General features: G+C 69.0%; 18 protein-coding genes. 10 read left to right on the top strand and 8 right to left on the bottom strand.

What is annotated here, in order from left to right:
- Window positions 1-68: 68 nt before the first annotated feature.
- From ACSG06_RS09130 to ACSG06_RS09115, 4 genes are all read right to left on the bottom strand, one after another.
- Window positions 69-1,421, bottom strand: a complete 1,353-nt coding sequence (locus tag ACSG06_RS09130; protein WP_440989953.1) for an ABC transporter substrate-binding protein — start codon at window positions 1,419-1,421, stop codon at window positions 69-71.
- A gap of 148 nt (window positions 1,422-1,569) precedes the next feature.
- Window positions 1,570-2,127 carry a ribbon-helix-helix protein, CopG family gene (locus tag ACSG06_RS09125; protein WP_440989952.1) on the bottom strand — a complete coding sequence of 186 codons (558 nt, stop codon included), beginning with the start codon at window positions 2,125-2,127 and terminating at the stop codon, window positions 1,570-1,572.
- A 64-nt stretch (window positions 2,128-2,191) separates the two neighbouring features.
- Window positions 2,192-2,545 carry a hypothetical protein gene (locus ACSG06_RS09120; protein ID WP_440989951.1) on the bottom strand — a complete coding sequence of 118 codons (354 nt, stop codon included), beginning with the start codon at window positions 2,543-2,545 and terminating at the stop codon, window positions 2,192-2,194.
- 89 nt (window positions 2,546-2,634) lie between these two features.
- The gene (locus ACSG06_RS09115) at window positions 2,635-2,967 is read right to left on the bottom strand and encodes a hypothetical protein (protein ID WP_440989950.1); all 333 of its coding nucleotides are present in this window, start codon (window positions 2,965-2,967) and stop codon (window positions 2,635-2,637) included.
- A 90-nt stretch (window positions 2,968-3,057) separates the two neighbouring features.
- Between ACSG06_RS09115 and ACSG06_RS09110 the strand changes: the two genes are divergently transcribed.
- Entirely contained in the window at window positions 3,058-4,233 is a 1,176-nt protein-coding gene (locus ACSG06_RS09110) for a thiolase C-terminal domain-containing protein (RefSeq protein ID WP_440989949.1), read from the top strand.
- A complete protein-coding gene (locus ACSG06_RS09105) occupies window positions 4,230-5,663 on the top strand; it encodes an OB-fold domain-containing protein (protein WP_440989948.1) in 1,434 nt (477 codons plus the stop codon). Before ACSG06_RS09110 ends, ACSG06_RS09105 begins: the two co-directional genes overlap by 4 nt.
- A gap of 18 nt (window positions 5,664-5,681) precedes the next feature.
- Here the strand turns inward: ACSG06_RS09105 and ACSG06_RS09100 are convergent, their stop codons facing one another.
- A complete protein-coding gene (locus ACSG06_RS09100) occupies window positions 5,682-6,104 on the bottom strand; it encodes a DUF6069 family protein (RefSeq protein WP_440989947.1) in 423 nt (140 codons plus the stop codon).
- Window positions 6,105-6,198: 94 nt separating this feature from the next.
- Between ACSG06_RS09100 and ACSG06_RS09095 the strand changes: the two genes are divergently transcribed.
- From ACSG06_RS09095 to ACSG06_RS09085, 3 genes are all read left to right on the top strand, one after another.
- Complete coding sequence (locus tag ACSG06_RS09095) at window positions 6,199-7,086, top strand: 3-hydroxyacyl-CoA dehydrogenase family protein (protein ID WP_440989946.1); 888 nt, start codon at window positions 6,199-6,201, stop codon at window positions 7,084-7,086.
- A complete protein-coding gene (locus ACSG06_RS09090) occupies window positions 7,083-7,940 on the top strand; it encodes an enoyl-CoA hydratase/isomerase family protein (RefSeq protein WP_440989945.1) in 858 nt (285 codons plus the stop codon). Before ACSG06_RS09095 ends, ACSG06_RS09090 begins: the two co-directional genes overlap by 4 nt.
- 239 nt (window positions 7,941-8,179) lie before the next feature.
- A complete protein-coding gene (locus tag ACSG06_RS09085) occupies window positions 8,180-9,874 on the top strand; it encodes a DUF7289 family protein (RefSeq protein WP_440989944.1) in 1,695 nt (564 codons plus the stop codon).
- Between the two features lie 44 nt (window positions 9,875-9,918).
- Here ACSG06_RS09085 and ACSG06_RS09080 read toward each other — a convergent pair whose 3' ends face one another.
- Both ACSG06_RS09080 and cysS read right to left on the bottom strand, forming a co-directional pair.
- Window positions 9,919-10,572, bottom strand: a complete 654-nt coding sequence (locus ACSG06_RS09080) for a DUF6517 family protein (protein WP_440989943.1) — start codon at window positions 10,570-10,572, stop codon at window positions 9,919-9,921.
- Between the two features lie 54 nt (window positions 10,573-10,626).
- Window positions 10,627-12,114, bottom strand: coding sequence for a cysteine--tRNA ligase (cysS, locus tag ACSG06_RS09075; RefSeq protein ID WP_440989942.1), 1,488 nt, complete (start codon window positions 12,112-12,114; stop codon window positions 10,627-10,629).
- A 131-nt stretch (window positions 12,115-12,245) separates the two neighbouring features.
- Here cysS and grxC point away from each other — a divergent pair, with 131 nt between their 5' ends.
- The 4 genes from grxC (at window position 12,246) to ACSG06_RS09055 (ending at window position 16,482) form a co-directional block, all read left to right on the top strand.
- A complete protein-coding gene (gene grxC, locus ACSG06_RS09070; RefSeq protein ID WP_440989941.1) occupies window positions 12,246-13,604 on the top strand; it encodes a glutaredoxin 3 in 1,359 nt (452 codons plus the stop codon).
- Between the two features lie 56 nt (window positions 13,605-13,660).
- Entirely contained in the window at window positions 13,661-15,139 is a 1,479-nt protein-coding gene (locus tag ACSG06_RS09065) for an ATP-binding protein (RefSeq protein WP_440989940.1), read from the top strand.
- 38 nt (window positions 15,140-15,177) lie between these two features.
- On the top strand, window positions 15,178-15,465 hold the full coding sequence (locus tag ACSG06_RS09060) for a DUF7545 family protein (protein WP_440989939.1): 288 nt from the start codon (window positions 15,178-15,180) through the stop codon (window positions 15,463-15,465).
- Window positions 15,466-15,534: 69 nt separating this feature from the next.
- Window positions 15,535-16,482, top strand: coding sequence for a DNA polymerase beta superfamily protein (locus ACSG06_RS09055; RefSeq protein WP_440989938.1), 948 nt, complete (start codon window positions 15,535-15,537; stop codon window positions 16,480-16,482).
- Between the two features lie 21 nt (window positions 16,483-16,503).
- On the opposite strand, the gene ACSG06_RS09050 is transcribed toward ACSG06_RS09055, so the two are convergent.
- A complete protein-coding gene (locus ACSG06_RS09050; protein WP_440989937.1) occupies window positions 16,504-17,193 on the bottom strand; it encodes a 2,5-diamino-6-(ribosylamino)-4(3H)-pyrimidinone 5'-phosphate reductase in 690 nt (229 codons plus the stop codon).
- Between the two features lie 83 nt (window positions 17,194-17,276).
- On the opposite strand from ACSG06_RS09050, the gene ACSG06_RS09045 reads away from it, so the two are divergent.
- Window positions 17,277-17,900 (top strand): MinD/ParA family ATP-binding protein, encoded by a 624-nt coding sequence (locus ACSG06_RS09045; RefSeq protein WP_440989936.1) that lies wholly within the window; start codon window positions 17,277-17,279, stop codon window positions 17,898-17,900.
- Window positions 17,901-17,921: the final 21 nt, after the last annotated feature.

Here is a 17,921-nt window from a genome sequence, read left to right as displayed (position 1 = left end):
CCTGCGTTTCCGTCGTGCTGTTGCAGCGTGCATGTGTATCGAAAATGGGGGGATGACAGACTGTCGTCTCAGACCAGCTCGTCCGCCGGGATGACCTCCTGGTCCTGGAACTCGCCGTCGACGACCTCGACGACGACCATGTCGCTGGCCACGTCCCCGTTGTCGTCGTAGTTCACGTTGCCGCTCGGCCCGCTGTAGTCGATCTCGCCGCCGTCGTCCAGCGCGGAGACGGCGTCGCCGAACTCGGCGTAGCTGTACGCGTCGCCCGGCGGGTTCGACACGGTGCGCATCTCCTCTTTGACGGCGGACGAGTCGGTCGTGCCCGCCGCGTGGACGGCGAGGCAGTACGACACGAGCGCGTCGTAGGAGTTCCACGAGTACGGCGAGAACACGTCGGCGTCGGGGTAGGCGCTCTCGTAGTCGCTGACGAAGGACTCCGTCGCGTCACCCGTCGGCGGGCGCGTCCGCACGCCGTACATCCCGTCGATGACGTCGGCGCCGACGTTGCTGATGACGTCCTCCGAGAGCATGCTGGTGTGCAGCACCCAGTTGCCGCCGTAGCCGCCCTCGTTCCACTGGCTGAGCATGGTCGTCCCGGACTCCGGATAGCCGGCGAATGCGATGAACTCGGGGTCGTCGCTGAACGCCTCCGAGAGGATCTGCTCGTAGCTGGACTGGCCGGACGTGTAGCCGACCTTCGCCGTCGTCGTGCCCTCGAACGAGGACTCGAACGTGTCCGCGAGCGCCTGCCCGAAGTCGTTGTTGACGTAGATGACGGCCGCGCTGTCCGCCTGCTCCTGGATGATGCGCGCCATCACCTTCGCGACGAACCGGTCGTTCGTCCGGGTGCGGAACACGTAGTCGTCGTCGTCCAGCGTCGAGATGCTCGGCGAGGACGACGCCGAGGTGATGTGGAGCACCTCGTTCGGGATGGTCACCGACTGCGCGATGCTGATGGTGACCCCGGAGGAGACCGCGCCGATGAGCCCGGAGACGCCGTCGGTCTCGACGAGCTTGTTCGCCGCGTTGACGCCCTGTGTCGGGTCGGTCCCGGTGTCCTCGTCGAGAATCTCGACCTCGCGCCCGAGCGGCCCGCCGGCCGCGTTGATGTCCTCGACAGCCATCTGCATCGCGTTGAGCATCGGCTCACCGAAGTCGCTGAGGTCGCCCGAGAACGGGATCGCGGCTCCGACCTGGATGGGTTCGGAGGAGCCACCACCGCCGCCCCCACCGTCGTCGTCATCGTCCCCGCCACCACCGCCACCGCCGCCGCCGTCCGTCTCGTCGCCGCCGTCGTCGGTCTCACCTTGCAGTTCACCCTGGTTCAGACACCCAGCGAGGCCCGCCGCACCGACCGCCCCACTCAGGCGCAGGAACCGCCGCCGCCGCAGCCTGTCCGCGAACGTGTCATCCTGTGCCATGACGAAAGGTACCAGGCCGTCGACCCGCTTATAGTCTGTTGTTACCGAGTAACACGGCTCTGCCGCGGATTACGCGGTCGTATGAAGACGTATGAAGAGTTCATACTCGCCTCGTGACAGAAACGGCAGGGTGGCGCGATGAGGCCGTTCAGGTCTCCTCGACCGGCATCTCGGTCATCATGACCTTCGTGTAGCCCTCCTCGATCTCGATGTCGAAGGGGAGCCTGACCGCGCTGCGCTCGATGAACCGGGTCATGAACCAGCGGATCTCCTCGGAGGGGAACACGACGTGGTAGCGGTTCTCGTCGCTCCGACGGACCGAGAGGAAGCCACAGAGCGAGAGCCACTCCAGCATCTCGTCCAGGCTCTCGAACTCGTCCTCGTACTCCCGGGCGTGGTACGCCGATACCTCGTCGGCCGCCTCGAGGAACTCCTCGGCCCGGTTCCCCTCCTCGTCGGAGACGAAGTCGAGGAAGCAGTGCAGGAAGTCGACGTCGAGGAGGACGTGCTCGCCGCCCGAGAGCATCTTGTGGTAGTCCTCCAGCTTCTCGCTCGCGTCCGTCGTCGCCGCCTGGAAGTTCGCCGCGTAGAACGTCAGCGCCCGTCGGACGAGCTCGCTCTGGCCCTGCCCGGTCCGTTTGGTGACGTCCGCGAGGGCCTCCTGGGCGTCCTCGTCGAGCGAGACGGTGATCCGCGAGTTGCTCATGGTCGGTAGAGACGGGGGACGGGCTTGTATCTCACGGCGAGCTGACCGCCACCGGCAAACGCTGTCAGGAGAGGACCGCTGCGACGCCCGCGAGCAGCGCGAACCCGTAGCCGAACACCGCGAGCGTCCCCGCACCGGTGGCCAGGAGGAGCAGGGTGAGCAGGACCGACTCCATGGCGACGAACAGGCCGAACAGGAACACGCGCCAGCGGTCGATGTCGCGGTAGCCGGTGACCTGTGCGCCGACGACCCAGCCGACGAGCGACGGCCCCAGGAGGAGCAGCAGGAGGCTCGGCGCGGACGTGATACCGGACCCGAGCGGGACGCCGACGAACACCGCTATCAGCACGATGCAGGCGCCGATGTCGCGGGCGTGCCGCTGTGCGTTCCCCCCGACCTCGACCTCCCCGACCTTCATAATTCGCAAGGCACACGATATTGGTATAAGTCTTCTGCTAGTCGGAACGATGCTCTCTCCGGGGCCCAGTACTCGCATCGCCAGCAACCTCAGGAGAGCAGGACGGCGACACCCGCGAACAACGAGGCCCCGAACCCGGGAATCGCGGTCGCACCCGACCCGGTGACGACTGCGACGGACGCGAACAGCAGCGCCCCGACGGCGGCGCAGCCACCGAAGCCGAACACCCGCCAGGACCCGATGGACCGAACCCCGCTCACGTGCCCCAGGAACGCGAGGCCGACCAGCACCGGTCCGAGCGAGAGCAGGAGCACGGTCCCCACGGACTGCACGGTCGGACTGAGCGCGACGAGGAAGACGAACGCGATGAGGGGGATGCCGTAGAGGATCCCCTTCGCGTACTGCTCCGGGTGCTCGAGCATACCCGATGCTATCAGCCCCCGGACAAGAGCCTTCCCGTCGGAACCGCCGCTTTCCCCGACCTATATGCGCTCCGACGTCCGACTGCCGATATGCGAGATGCGTACGTCGTCGGGGCGGGGCAGTCCGACTTCGGCTCCTTCCCCGACGAGAGCTACCGGTCGCTGTTCGAGACGGCCTACGACGCGGCCGTCGACAGCGTCGCGGGGGGCATCGACCCGGACGAGTTCGACGAGGCCGTCGTGGGGACACTCGGTGTCGGGGGTCGCCAGCTCGGGCTCTCGGGGCCGGCGGTCACCGAGCACGTCGGGCTCCACGGTGTCCCGACGACCCGCGTCGAGAACGCCTGCGCCGCCTCCGGCTACGCGGTCCGACAGGCCGTCCAGGCAGTCAAGTCGGGCATGGCGGACGTGGTGCTCGCGGGCGGCGTCGAGGTCATGACCGACGCCTCCAGCGACGCGACGAAGTACTGGCTCGGCGTGTCGGGCGAGACGGAGTGGGAGCGCCTCTCCGGCACCACCTTCGCCGGCGTCTACGCCCAGATGGCCAGCGCGCACATGGCCGAGCACGGCACCACGCGCGAGCAGCTCTCCCACGTCGCCGTGAAGAACCACGCCCACGGTGCGGCCAACCCCCACGCCCACCTCGGGTTCACCTGCTCCCTCGAGGACGCGATGAACGCGCCGGTCGTCGCCGACCCCCTGAACCTCTACCACTGCTGTCCGACCACCGACGGTGCAGCCGCGGCCATCGTCGTCAGCGAGGACGTCGTGGACCAGTACGCCGACGAGGCACTCAGGGTCGCGGGCGTCGGCGCGGCATCGGACCGCGTCGGCCTGTTCCAGCGCGACTCCTACGTGAACGTCCCCGCCTCCGCCGACGCGGCCGCGACGGCCTACGAGATGGCTGGTTTCGGCCCCGAGGAGCTGGACTTCGCGGAGGTCCACGACTGCTTCGCCATCGCGGAGCTGATGGCCTACGAGGACCTCGGGCTGTGCGAACCGGGCGAGTCGGGGCAGTTCGTCGCCGACGGTCGGAGCGACTACGGTGGGGAGGTGGTCGTCAACACCTCCGGCGGCCTGAAGTCGAAGGGCCACCCCATCGGCGCGACGGGCGCGGGCCAGGTCGTCGAGGCGTTCAAGCAGCTCACCGGGCAGGCCGGCGAGCGACAGGTCGAGGGTGCAGAGCGCGGCCTGACCCACAACGTCGGCGGGAGCGGCGGCGCGGCCGTCGTCCACGCCTTCGAGCGCGAGGTGATCGGTGCATGAGCAACCGGATCCGTGCCGTCGGCGCGTACGCGCCCCGGTTCCGCATCACCGCCGACGCCTTCCAGGAGGCGTGGGGCCAGTTCCACGCGTCGGGCATCGAGGAGAAGGCGGTCCCTGGGGCCGACGAGGACGCGCTCACGATGGCCGTCGCGGCCGCGAAGCGCGCCCTCGCCGCAGACGAGAGCGACGGTGCGGCGGTCGACCACCTCGCGTTCGCCTCGACCACACCGCCGCTGGCCGAGGAGGACCTGACGAGCCGGCTCGGCGCGGCGCTCGGCGTGGCCGAGACGGCGACCCGCAGGTTCCACGGCGGGAGCACCCGCGCCGGTACCTCGGCGCTCGCGGACGCCGTGGCGGCGGACCTCGACGACGGCGTCGCGCTCGTCGTCGCGGCAGACTGTCCCAGGGGCCACCTCGACGACGCCGTGGACCACGCCGCAGGTGCGGGCGCGGCCGCCTTCGTGCTCGGCGGGCCCGAGGACGATGGCGCGACGGTCACCGACAGCGCCGAGTACGCGACGCCCTACCCCGGCACCCGGTTCCGGGAGGCCGGTAGCGAGCGGACCGAGGGACTGGACGTGACCACCTACGACCGCGCGGCGTTCGGCGAGGTCGTCACGGGCGCGGTCGACGCGCTCGACAGCGACCCCGAGCCGGACGCGGTGGCCATCCAGGCGCCCGACGGGAAGCGGCCGTACCGGGTCGCCGGTGCGCTCGGTGTCGACAATGCGACCATCTACGACGTCGCAACGGTCCAGAACCTCGGCGATACCGGCGCGGCAAGCGCCCCGCTCTCGCTCGCCCGAGCGCTCGCGGAGGAGGTCGACACGACGCTCGTCGTCGGCGTCGGCTCCGGCGCGGGGGCGGACGCGCTCGTCGTGGAGTACGACGAGTACGGTGGTGTCGCCACCGACATCGCGCTCGACGGCGGGCCGACGCTCTCGTACGCGGAGTACCTCCGCCAGCGCGGCGAGGTCACCTCCGGCCCACCCGAGGGTGGCGGTGCGTACGTCTCCGTGCCGTCGTGGAAGCGCTCCATCCCGCAGCGCTACCGCCTCGAAGCCGGTCGCTGCGAGGCCTGTGGCGCCCTGAACTTCCCGCCCGAGGGGGCGTGTGAGTCCTGCAACGAGCGCGCCGGCGTGGAGCCGGTCGAGCTCCCGGGCACGGGCACCGTCGAGGCGGTCACCACCATCTCCCAGGGCGGCGCACCCCCGGAGTTCGCCGAACAGCAGTCCAGATCCGGTGACTTCGCCGTCGCGGTCGTCGCCTTCGACGGGCCGGACGGGGGGAGCGTCAGCGTGCCGGTGCAGGTGACCGACGTGGAGCCCGCTTCGGTGTCGGTCGGTGACGCGGTCGCTGCCGAGTTCCGTCGCATCTACACGCAGGAGGGCGTCACGCGCTACGGTGCGAAGGTCACAGCGGCGGAGTGACCGCCGTCACGCTGGTTCTCAGTCCCCGGACGGGATGAAGGCGATGCAGGCGACAGCGGCCGTGACGTGCATGACCACGAGCGCGCCGACGCCCGCCGCGGTCGCCGTCTCGTCCACGACCAGGATGCCGATGTCCGGCACGAACGACAGCACGAGCACACCCATCGCGAGCCGGGTGAACGTCCGCGTGGGCGAGTCGACGCGCGTCGACAGCAGCCAGTAGACCACGGCCGCGCCAACGACGCCGACGGTCGTGAGGAACACCACGGGTGGGTACGAGAGCGCCATGAGGTCCGGTGCGAGGGCGGCCGAGATGGCGAGGTTCACGATGGCGAGGTTGCCGAGTAGTGCGGCGACCAGGGCGACGACGGTCCGGACGGGGAGCCCGTAGCCCGCGACCGGCTGTCGGAGTCGCTCGATGGTCGTCGTGCGTTGGCTCATACCGCTACCGACGGCGGGAACGAACTTCAAGCTAGTACCGCACAGGCCGCCGGAACGGACAACGCTTACTTGCCGGGCAAACACGCTCTCAGGTATGAAGGTTGCTGTACTCGGTGCGGGGACGATGGGCAACGGAATCGCACAGGTCACGGCGATGGCCGGCCACGACGTGACGATGCGCGACATCGAACAGGAGTTCGTCGACGACGGGCTGGCGACCATCGAGTCGAACCTCCAGGGCGGCGTCGACCGGGACAAGGTCACACAGGCGGAGATGGACGCCACGCTGGCGCGCATCGACACCGCGGTCGAGCTGGAACCGGCGGTCGAGGATGCCGACCTCGTCATCGAGGCCGTGCCCGAGCAGATGGACCTGAAGCGGGACACGTTCGCCGACGTCGAGGCGCTCGTCGACACCGACACCGTCATCGCGACGAACACCTCCTCGCTCTCCATCACGGAGATCGCGAGTGCGCTGGAGCACGACGAGCGCGCCGTCGGCCTGCACTTCTTCAACCCGGTGCACCTGATGCAGCTGGTCGAGGTCGTCGTCCCGGAGCAGTCGAGCGAGTCGACCGTCGCGTTCGCCGAGGAGTTCGTCGAGGGCATCGACCGGACGGCCGTGACGGTGCGAGATTCGGCGGGCTTCGCCTCCTCGCGGCTGGGGGTCACGCTCGGTGTCGAGGCGATCCGGATGCTCGAGGAGGGCGTCGCCTCGCCGCAGGACATCGACGCCGCGATGGAGCTCGGCTACAACCACCCGATGGGCCCCATCGAGCTGGGCGACGTGGTCGGGCTCGACGTGCGGCTGGACATCCTCGAGTACCTGCGCGAGGAGCTCGGCGAGCGCTTCAAGCCGCCACAGCTGCTCAAGCAGAAGGTCCGCGCGGGCAAGCTCGGGAAGAAGACCGGCGAGGGGTTCTACGTCTGGGAGGACGGCGAGATCGTCGGCACCTCGGGCGACTGGGGTGACGACGCATGAGCGACGGCGACGACGATGCGGACGCCACGGCGGCCGACTCCATCGACGCCGAGGCCGCAGCCGCGGAGTGCGAACTCGTCCGCGTCGCGGTCGGCGACGAGGCCGACGGCGTCGCGACGGTCACGCTCGACCGGCCGGACGCCCGGAACGCGCTGAACGCCCAGCTCCGACGCGAGCTGAAGGACGTGCTCGACGCGGTCGAGGCCGACGACGACGTGCGCGTCGTGGTGCTCACCGGGTCGGACGAGTCGAGCGCGTTCGTCGCGGGCGCGGACGTGACGGAACTGCGGGAGCGCGACGCGCTCGAACAGCGCGAGGCGTCGAAGCGCCCCCGCGTGTACGAGTACGTCGACGACCTGGAGAAGCCGGTCATCGCCCGCATCAACGGACACTGCCTGGGCGGCGGCTCCGAGCTCGCGCTCGGCTGCGACGTCCGCATCGCGCAGTACGGCGGGAAGTTCGGCCAGCCGGAGATCAACCTCGGCATCATGCCCGGCGGCGGCGCGACCCAGCGGCTGCCCCGGCTCGTGGGCGAGGGCCAGGCGATGCGACTGGTGCTCTCGGGCGAGCTCATCGACGCGGAGGAGGCGGACGACATCGGCCTCGTCGACGAGGTGTACGAGCCCGAGGCGCTCGACGACCGGGTGTACGACCTCGCTGGCAAGATGGCGTCGAAGTCGCCGGTCGCCCTCGAGCACGCGAAGACGGCCGTGAAGGCCGCGTCGCGGATGGAGCTGGAGGCCGGCATCGAGTACGAGGCGGAGCTGTTCGCGTTGCTGTTCGCAGGCGAGGACAAGAACGAGGGCATCGACGCCTTCTTCGAGGATCGCGAGCCTGAGTGGTCAGGGCAGTAACCGCCGTCGAGCGGTTTTCTATTCAACGAGCTGACGAGTGCCGACACAATAGGGTTGTGGCCGCTGTTGCCGTTGGAATCGGTAGCAGCTGAGGTGGCTCCATATTCGATATGCTGCCTTCTGAGGGTTCGTTTCTCGAATATCTGGGTTGATTGCCCAGGGGCGGTTCTGTTACCATCTACATTTGTGATATTTATATTACATTCTTTATTTACGTGTGCCCTGCGTTTCAGTTACCGATGAGACGAGCCCCTTGGGAAGGGGGAGCGTCGAAACAGAGGGAAGCAACGGGCGCATCGGGCGGACGAACGAGCGGAGCGGACGAACGGGGACAGTCGTCCGTGCTGGCCGTGGCACTGCTCATCGGGTTCGTGGTCGTGGGCATGCTGTCGGTCGCACTCGTCGGGAGCGTCACGCTCGACCGGGCGCAGGACAACGCACAGAACCAGCGCGTCGAGATGGTGTTCGTCGAGTTCAGCCAGTCGGTCACGTCGGTCGCCTTCGGGCAGGGAACGACCGAGCGCGTGCCGTTCGACATCCGGGCGAACGACGCAGCGGTGCGACACGACGATACCGGTCGCATCCGCGTCTACACGGACGATACGCTCCTCGCGAACCGGACCTTCGGGTCGGTCGAGTACACCCGTGACGGGAGCACGATGGCGTACCAGGCGGGCGGTGTGTGGCGCGGGACCGGTGACGACGCGACGATGATCTCACCGCCCCCGTTCGAGTACGACGACGGGTCGTTGAACGCCTGGATACCGCTGGTGACGGGTGAGCGCACGCTCACCGGCGACGCCATCGACCTCCGCCGGAACGGGACCGGCCAGGCACTCGACCGTCAGGCGGTCGTCGAGGGGCAGCTCGTCACCGTCGAGATCCAGAGCAGGTACTACGGCGGCTGGGCGGACTACCTGCGTCAGCAGACCAACGACGTCAGCATCACCGTCGACCACGAGAACGAGACCGTCGTGATGCGCCTCGGCGAGCCCGCCATCGACAGCACCTTCTCGGAGGGTGTCTACGCCACCGGTGGCGACGTCCAGTTCGACGGCGGCTCCGCAGTCATCGACGGCGACGTCTCCGCGGGCGGGAACGTCTCCGACCACAGCCGGGTCACCGGCAACGTCACCGAGGGTGCGACGAACGACCTGCGCATCCTCGACGACGTCATCGAGAAGAAGGTCAGGGACGCGGAGAACGAGACGACGATGCCCCGGGTCGACCCCGAAGATGGCGGTGAACACCTGAACTGGGGAAGTACGTACTACGACGACGACGGGTTCACGCTCGAGAACGGCGACGACCTCACTGTGGACCTGAGCGGCGGGAACGTCACGATGATCGTCGACGGCAACATCTCGCTGGAGGGCGGTGACATCAACGTCGTCAACGGCAGCGACAACCGTGCGTTCCGCATCTACTCGACAGGGAACTTTGGGATGGGGAACAGCCAGGCCGGCGTCGAAGACGGTGCGGAGTACCTGCAGATCTACGGCACCTCCGAGATGCAGATCGCGATCACCGGTGGGAGCCAGGCGCAGCTGTTCGGGACCATCTATGCACCCCGCGAGGAACCGGTGCTGGAGGGCAACGAGGTCAACCAGGCCGCGGAGCCGTTCGGGACCGGTAGCAAGTGCGACGGCTGGGACACCTGCATCGTCGCCGGCAGCAGCGAGGTCTCGGGCGCCATCATCGCCGGACCGACCATCGTCGGTCAGAGCACCGAGGTCGTCTACGACACCGACCTGATCGACGTCCAGCCCTCGCTCCAGCTCGAACACGGGCTCTACCCGCCGCCGATCACGTACCTCCACCTCTCGGTCTACGAGATCCTCGTCTCACAGGCCGGTTCGAACAGTTCGGTCGCCGCGCCCGTGGCTCCATCCGCGATGGAGCTGGCCGCAGAACCGCGGGCGAGAGCCGCCTGACCGGTTCCAGGAATCCACCTTCTCCGGCCGCGTGGGCCGGCGCGCTACTCGCTCGAGACCGGGTGTTCGAGGTTCTCGATCATCGCGTGGACGGCCCCCTGCTCGTCGAGCTGGCTGGGGAAGACACCCAGCGAGACGACGTGGTCGCCCGCGTTCTCGACGGAGCCACTGACGACGAAGTTGGTGTCGACCTGCTGGCCGCCCATGGTGGCCGACCCCTCGAACGTCGACACGAGGGCGCTCGCGCCGAGCGCGCTCAGGTTCGTCTGTCCGATCCGGTCGCCGACGCTCATGCTGTCGTACTGCTGCTGGAAGCGACTGATGATGTCGCGAGGCGTGGCGTCGGCGAGCGGGTTGAACGACTCGCCGAGTATCTCGACCTGTGGCGTCGAGACGGCGGCGAACACGCCCGCACGCTGGCCGCTGAGCGGCCCCACGTCGATGGTCTTGTAGTACTCCGTCACCCAGTTGACCACCTTCACGGTCTGCTCCTGGTCGGCGACGGAGAACGTGCGCTCGGCCTCGAGTTTGCGCGGTTCCTGTTTGACGTAGTTCCCCTCGCTCGCGACCGCCTCTGCCGTCGCGGCCTGCTTCGCCTCGAACGTCGTCGCGTCCGAGAGGAGGCCCAGGCAGCCTGCTGTCGCGGCAAGCGATGCGCCGGCGGTCGTCGCGAGGAACGTCCGTCGATTGGTATTCATGACCGAGTGCAATCGGTACGGGGGCTTAAAAGGAGTGGCAACGTATCTGGGGAGTCAGATGTGGAACGTGGCGCCCTCGTCGGTGTCCTCCACCGTGACGCCGAGGGACTCCAGCTCGTCGCGGAGCTCGTCGGCGCGCTCGTAGTTGCCGGCCTCGCGCTCGGCCTCGCGGACCGAGAGCACCAGCTCGACCAGCTCGGCGGCGAGGTCGGCGTTCCCGTCGGTCTCGCCGGCGAACTGGAACCCGAGCACGTCGCCGCCGAGCTCGTCGAACGTCTCGACGGCCCTGCGGAGTCCGCGGTAGTCGTACTCGTCGCCGTCGTCAACGTGGCGGTTCACCGCGCCGACGAGTTCGAGCAGCGCGGTCGTCGCCTCGCGCGTGTTGAAGTCGTCGTTCATGCCCTCGGCGAACTCCCGACGTGTACGGTCGAGGGTGGTGCGCAGGTCGCGGTCGTCGACGCCGGTGCGGGCGTCGACGGAGTCGCAGGCCCCGACGGCGGTCCTGTAGCCGCGTTCGAGCCGCTCCCAGCGCTCCCTGGCCTCGTCGAGCGTCTCGTCGCTGTAGACCGCCTCGTTGTGGTACGCCGTCGAGAGCAGGAACATCCGGACGACGTTCGCGCCGTCCGATTCGAGCGCGTCGCCGACGGTGGTGAAGTTGCCCAGGCTGGAGGACATCTTCTCGGCCTTCGTCTCCAGCAGGCGGACGTGCAGCCAGTACTTCGCGAACTGCTGGCCGGTCGCAGCCTCGGACTGGGCGATCTCGTTCTCGTGGTGGGGGAAGACGAGGTCCTGCCCGCCGACGTGGATGTCGATGGTGGAGTCGAGGTGCGTCATCGCCATCGCCGAGCACTCGATGTGCCAGCCGGGTCGCCCCTCGCCCCACGGCGATGCCCACGTCTGGCCGGTCGGTGTCTCCCCGTCGTCGCCCGGGTGGTCGGCCTTCCGGTGCTCGTGGACCGCGTCGGGGGAGACGCCGTCTGCCTTCCAGAGTGCGAAGTCGGCCGGGTGGCGCTTCTCGCCGAGCTCGTCGGGGTCGCCCTGCTCTTCGATCTCCTCGACGCGCTGGTTCGAGAGCTTGCCGTAGTCGGCGAAGGCGGTCACGTCGAAGTACACCGAGCCGTTCGACTCGTAGGCGTACTCCTTCTCGACCAGCGTCTCGACGAGGTCGACGATCTTCGGGATGGACTCGGAGACCCGGGGGTACACCTCGGCGCGCTTCAGGTTCAGCCCACGCATGTCGGCGAGCACGTCGCCGATGTAGTACGCGGCGACCTCGGCCTCCGTCTCGCCGAGGTCGGGGTCGCCAGCGCGGGCGACGATCTTCTCGTTCACGTCGGTGAAGTTCTCGACGTGGCGCACCCCGTAGCCCAGGTGCTCCAGCCAGCGGTGCATCACGTCGACGTGGACCCAGCCACGTGCGTGCCCGAGGTGTGCCGGGTCCGACACCGTCAGACCGCAGTAGTAGAGGAGGACGTCGTCGGGGTCGGTCGGCTCGAACGGCTCCTTCTCGCCCGTCAACGTGTTCGTCACGTGCAGGGTCATTACCCCGTGGTTCCCGTCGGGACCGGTTAAAACGATTGGTGCCCTGCCGTGGTTCGTCATCACATGCCGGGTGTGCAACAGGTGCGTCGGACAACGCAAATATAAAACACCTACGAGGGCTATCTCTGTCCATGACAGACACGCCGCACGTAGAGATATACACGAAGGAGAACTGCCCGTACTGCGAGAAGGCGAAGGACCTCTTCGACGAGAAAGGTGTGGAGTACGAGCTGTACAACGTGACCGGCGACGAGGAGCTGTTCGACGAGATGGTCGAGCGTGCGGACGGCCGCAAGACCGCGCCCGAGGTGTTCATCGACGACCAGCTGATCGGTGGCTGGGACGACACCTGCGAGCTCGAGAAGCAGGGCGAACTCGACGAGCTGCTCGGACTGGCCGAGGTGACCGACGGCGGCGAAGACACCGCGGAGGTCTGTGACGACACCGACGACGTCGTCGAGCACCGCAAGATGCTCATCGCCGGCACCGGCATCGCCGGTCTCACGGCCGCCATCTACGCGGCGCGGTCGAACAACGAACCCCTCGTCGTCGAGGGCGACGAGCCGGGCGGGCAGCTCACCCTGACGACGGACGTGGAGAACTACCCCGGCTTCCCCGAGGGGATCTCCGGGCCGGACCTCATCAACAACATGAAGGAGCAGGCCAAGAAGTTCGGTGCCGACACCCGGAACGGCATCATCGCGGACGTCGATGCCTCCTCGCGACCGTTCCGCGTCGAGCTCACCGACGGCGACGTCTACACCGCCGACGCGGTCATCGCGGCCTCGGGCGCGTCCGCCCGCACCCTCGGCGTCCCCGGTGAGGACGAGCTGATGGGGTACGGGCTCTCGACGTGTGCGACCTGCGACGGCGCGTTCTTCCGCGGCGAGGACATGCTCGTCGTCGGCGGCGGCGACGCCGCGATGGAGGAGGCGAACTTCCTCACCAAGTTCGCCGACACCGTCTACATCGCCCACCGGCGCGACGAGTTCCGCGCCGAGGACGTCTGGATCGACCGCATCATGGACAAGGTCGAACAGGGAGACGTCGAGATCCTCTGGAACACCGAGCTGACCGAGATCCACGGCAGCCAGGCGGACGGCGTCGACCACGTGACGCTCGTCGAGCACCCCGAGGGACACCCGACGGAGAAGCTCGACGACCCGGACACCACGGAGTACGCGAAGGACGTCGGTGCGGTGTTCTACGCCATCGGCCACACGCCGAACACGGGCTACCTGGAGGGCACCGGCGTCGAGATGGACGAGGAGGGCTACCTCAAGACCGTCGGCGGCTTCGGCGGCGGCCAGACCGAGACCGGCGTCGAGGGCATCTTCGGCGCCGGCGACGTCGTCGACTACCACTACCAGCAGGCCGTCACCGCCGCCGGCATGGGCTGTAAGGCCGCGCTGGACGCCGACGACTACCTGGAGGAGCAGGCGCGGACCGTCGACGCGACGGCGGAGACGGCCGCCGAAGCGGACGACTGAGACCCTGAATGCTACGCTAGCGGTTTTATATTCCTTCGGCAAGTCTACACGTTCGAATGGACGCCAGTGGGGATGGGGTCCGGTCGTCGACCAGGGTGGGCGTCGCAGTGTTCGACGAAGGCGGCCGGCACGTCTTCGCGAACGGTGAGTACGCGAGCCTCTACGGCCACGACGACCCGGTCGAACTGCTCGACGAGCGGTGGCGGGAGTGCCTACCGTCGAGCCACCACGACTGTGTCGCCGACGGGCTGAGCGCTGTCGAGCGCACAGGCCGCTGGTTCGGGACCGTCCGGGAGTTCGACGACGACGGCGAGGAGCAGGAGTACCAGCTGACCTTCGTCAGATCGACGACCGGTGAGACGGTGGTGGTCGTTCGCGAGGGCGACCACGGGCTGAGCCACGAGGACCAGCTCGCCGCGCTGAACGAGGCGACGCAGGACCTCTTCGCCACCGAGCGGACGAGCGTCATCGCCAAGACCGCCATCGACGTCGCGAACTGCGTCTTCGACCAGCCGTTCGTCACGCTCTGGCTGGCACAGGACGACGGCGAGCGGCTCGTCCCGATCGCGGGCAGCGATGCAGCACGGGTGCTCGCCGGCTACGAGGACCTGGAACTCCGTCCGGTACCGACGGACACGCTCGAGATGTCCACCTTCGAGTCCGGCGAGCGGACACTCGTCAAGGACTACGCCGCACGACCCGACCGGGCGTTCCCCGACCTCCCGCTCTCGTCGGTTTTGCTCGTCCCGGTCGGCGAGTTCGGCCTGCTGGGTACGTCGGTCCCGCACGCCGGGGACGTCGGCGAGGAGACCGTCGAGCTGCTCACACTGCTCGCACGGAACGTCGGCGTGGCCCTCGACCGGGCGAGCAAGCACCGGGAGCTCGAACGCCGGAACGAGCGGCTCGACCAGTTCACCAGCGTCGTCAGCCACGACCTGCGGGGCCCGCTGTCGATCATCTCCGGCAACGTCGAGCTCGCCCGCGAGACCGGCGACACGAGCTATCTGGACGAGGTCGACCGGGCCGTCGAGCGGATGGACCGCCTCATCGGCGAGGTGCTGACGCTGGCACGGGAGGGCCAGGCGGTCGGCGAGCCGGAGCAGGTGTCGCTCGTCCAGACGGCGACGCGGGCGTGGCGGTCGCTGCCGACGGCTGACGCGACGCTGGTCGTCGACGACGACGCGACGGTGACCGCCGACCCGGGGCGGCTCCAGACGGTGTTCGAGAACCTGTTCCGGAACGCGGTCGAACACGGCCGCGAGGACGTCACCGTGACCGTCGAATCGACATCGGGCGGCTTCGCCGTCTCCGACGACGGGCCCGGCATCCCCACGGACGAGCGGGCGTCGGTGTTCGACCGCGGCTTCACGACCAGCGACGACGGCACGGGCTTCGGGCTGGCAATCGTGGAGACGGTCGCCGAGGGCCACGGCTGGACCGTCTCCGTGGCGGAGAGCGACGCGGGCGGTGCGCGGTTCGTGTTCGGGGACGTCGACGTGCGTCACGGCCCACGTCGAACCGTCTCGGAGTTCTGAACCCACAGAGGTTTATGCCTGCCAACGAATCCCGAACTATGTCAGACGACGTCGAGACTATCACGTTCGCCATCGAATCCGACGACGACGCAGACGAGGTCGAGCTCCCCGCGGACCTCATCGACATGCTCGCCGAGCAGGGCCAGTCCCCCGCCGAGGTCGTCGCCGACATCACACTGCTCTCGTTCGCCTCCCGCGCACACCACCTCGCCCACCACGGCGAGGGCGGCAGCCCGGAGATCGACGCCGTCGAGGGCAAGGCGATGGACCTGTTCGAGGAGCGCTTCGGCGTCACCTTCGGCGAGGCGACCGGCCACCAGCACTGAGACGGCGACCCTGCGACGAGCTCTCACACCCGACGGACGCTTTTCACACCGGAACGACCAGCAGCAGACATGAGTCCAGCCCCGACCGACCACCGCGTCGTCGCTCCGCCGTCCGCCCTCGCCGACGCCATCGCGGCGCTCGAGGCCGACCACGACTGCACCGTCGTCGCGGCTCGGGACGTCGGGAGCCGTGCGTGGGGTCTCTCCCACCCCGGGAGCGACTACGACGTCACCGTGCTGTTCCGCCAGCCGCTCGTGCACTACGCGACGCTCGGGGAGTACGTTCCCACGGTCCACTACGACACCGCGGACGTCGAGGTGACGGCCTGGAACGTCCGCCGGTTCGGGGAGCTGCTGGTGGATTCGAACCCGGCCACGCTGGAGTTCCTCCACTCGCCGCTCCGGTACCGGACCTGCGATCCCCTCGCCGCGCTGGAGACAGACGTGGGGTCGGAGTTCGAGCCCATCCGGCTCTACCACCACTACCGCTCGTTCGCGGACCGCCAGTTCCGGAAGTACTGCCAGCGTCGACTCCTCCGTGACGGCGAGCCCGCGTACCTCGTCGTCGGCGAGACCGACGAGGAATGGGTCTGTGCGCCGGACGACGGCGAGGGATTGGCGGCGCCGCCGTCGAGGGGTCGCACTCGTATCCCGAAGGACGACGACCGGTACGAGCTGGGCGAGTGGGACCCGACCGTCGACCGGACGACGTACCTCGTCAGGGCCGCGCTCTACGCCCGGTTCGTCCGCGACACCCACGAGTTCCCGACGCTCGACTTCCCGGCGTTCCTCGACGAGTGCGATTCGACGGACCGGCTCGACGACGACGTGCTCGACCGCGCCAGGCTGCTCGTCGAACGCAAACGGGCGGGCCGCGGTGACGAGTCGGTCCCTGACCTGTTCACCGACGGTTCGCTGGCGCTCCCGGCGGAGATCCCGCCCGCCGAGCACGCGGTCCGGGGCATCGACGCCGGGCGGGTGAACGAGTTCCTCGAGGCGGTGTTCGAGGCGGACTGACGGCGGCGGTGCCCTCGCAAGCTACGCGTCGGTGCCACCGTCGGAGCGCCCCTCGACGCCCCACCCCAGGAGCACGCCGTCGTCGAGTCGCTCGACGCTCTCTAGCGACAGCCCGGGGAAGGAGTCCACGAACCCGTCGCCGTCGGCGAGCGTCGGTGCGTCGCGGCCACCGACGACCATCGCACCGACGTAGACGGTGAGCTCGTCGACCAGGCCGGCCTCGAACAGCGAGAAGATGAGCTCGCCGCCGCCCTCGACCAGCAGGCGGTCGACGCCGCGGTCGGCGAGTGCGGCGACGCCCGCGGCGGGGTCGACGCGGTCGGTACCGGCGACGACGACCTCGGCGCCGGCCGCCGCGAGTGCCTCCCGGTGTTCCACGGACGCGCTCTCGGCGACGAGCACGTACGTCGTCGCTGCGCCGTCGAGGACGGCGGCGTCGGTCGGCGTCCGCCCCCGCGAATCGAAGACGACCCGTGCTGGATGCGGGGACAGCCCGTCGGCCTCGCGTCCTGCGACGCGGTCCTCGTCCTTGACCGTCAGCGATGGGTCGTCGGCCAGGACGGTGCCGACGCCGACCGCGACGGCGTCGCTCTCGGCCCTGATTGCGTCGACGCGGTCGAAGTCCGCGGGGCCGCTGATGCGGAGCTGGCTGCGCTCTCGCGAGGCGAGCTTCCCGTCCGCGCTCGTCGCGGCGTTGACGTGGACGTACACGGCAGGAGCCACGGCGGGGGGCGGCAAACTGGTTTCGGTCGTGGCGGCCGGGGTTCAAGTGGGATGCCGCGGCCAGAGTGGGCATGCTCGCAGTCGCCGGCGGCAAGGGAGGCGTGGGGAAGACGACGACGACGCTCGGGCTGGCGGGGGCGCTCGCCCGCGACGGCCGCCCAGTCCGGGCCGTCGACACCGACTGCGAGATGCCCGACCTGCACGCGCTCGCTGGCTGTGACCGGGACCCGTCGCTCGCCGCGGTGCTCGACGGCGAGCGGGTGCCGGAACAGCCCGTCGCGACGATCCCCGGGGTACGGGTCGTCGCCGCGCCGCGTGCGGCGGACGGCTCCACCGTGGCGTCGGCGCTCGGCCGGCTTCGGGACCGACCGACCGTCGTCGACACGCCCGCCGGAGCGGGGCCGGACGCGGTCGCCCCGCTCCGGGTGGCCGACCACGCGCTTCTCGTGGCGGACGGGACGCCGCAGGCGCTCCGAGACGCGGCCAAGACGGGCGCCATCGCCCGGGAGCTCGGCGTGACTGTCGTCGGTGTGGTCCTCGTCCGGAGCCGTACACGTCCCGACGGTGTCGAGCGATTCCTGGAGGCGCCGGTCCTCGGAACGGTCCCCGGGGCGACCGACCCCCTCTCGGATCCCGCGGTGTGGAGCGCCTACGACCGGGTCGCCGAACGCCTCCGGAGGCAAACAGTTATTTAGGCAGGGCCGGCTAACGAAGGA

This window comes from Haloarchaeobius baliensis, assembly GCF_052060055.1.
Lineage (GTDB): Archaea > Halobacteriota > Halobacteria > Halobacteriales > Natrialbaceae > Haloarchaeobius > Haloarchaeobius baliensis.
This window is presented reverse-complemented; position numbering and strand designations above follow the sequence as displayed.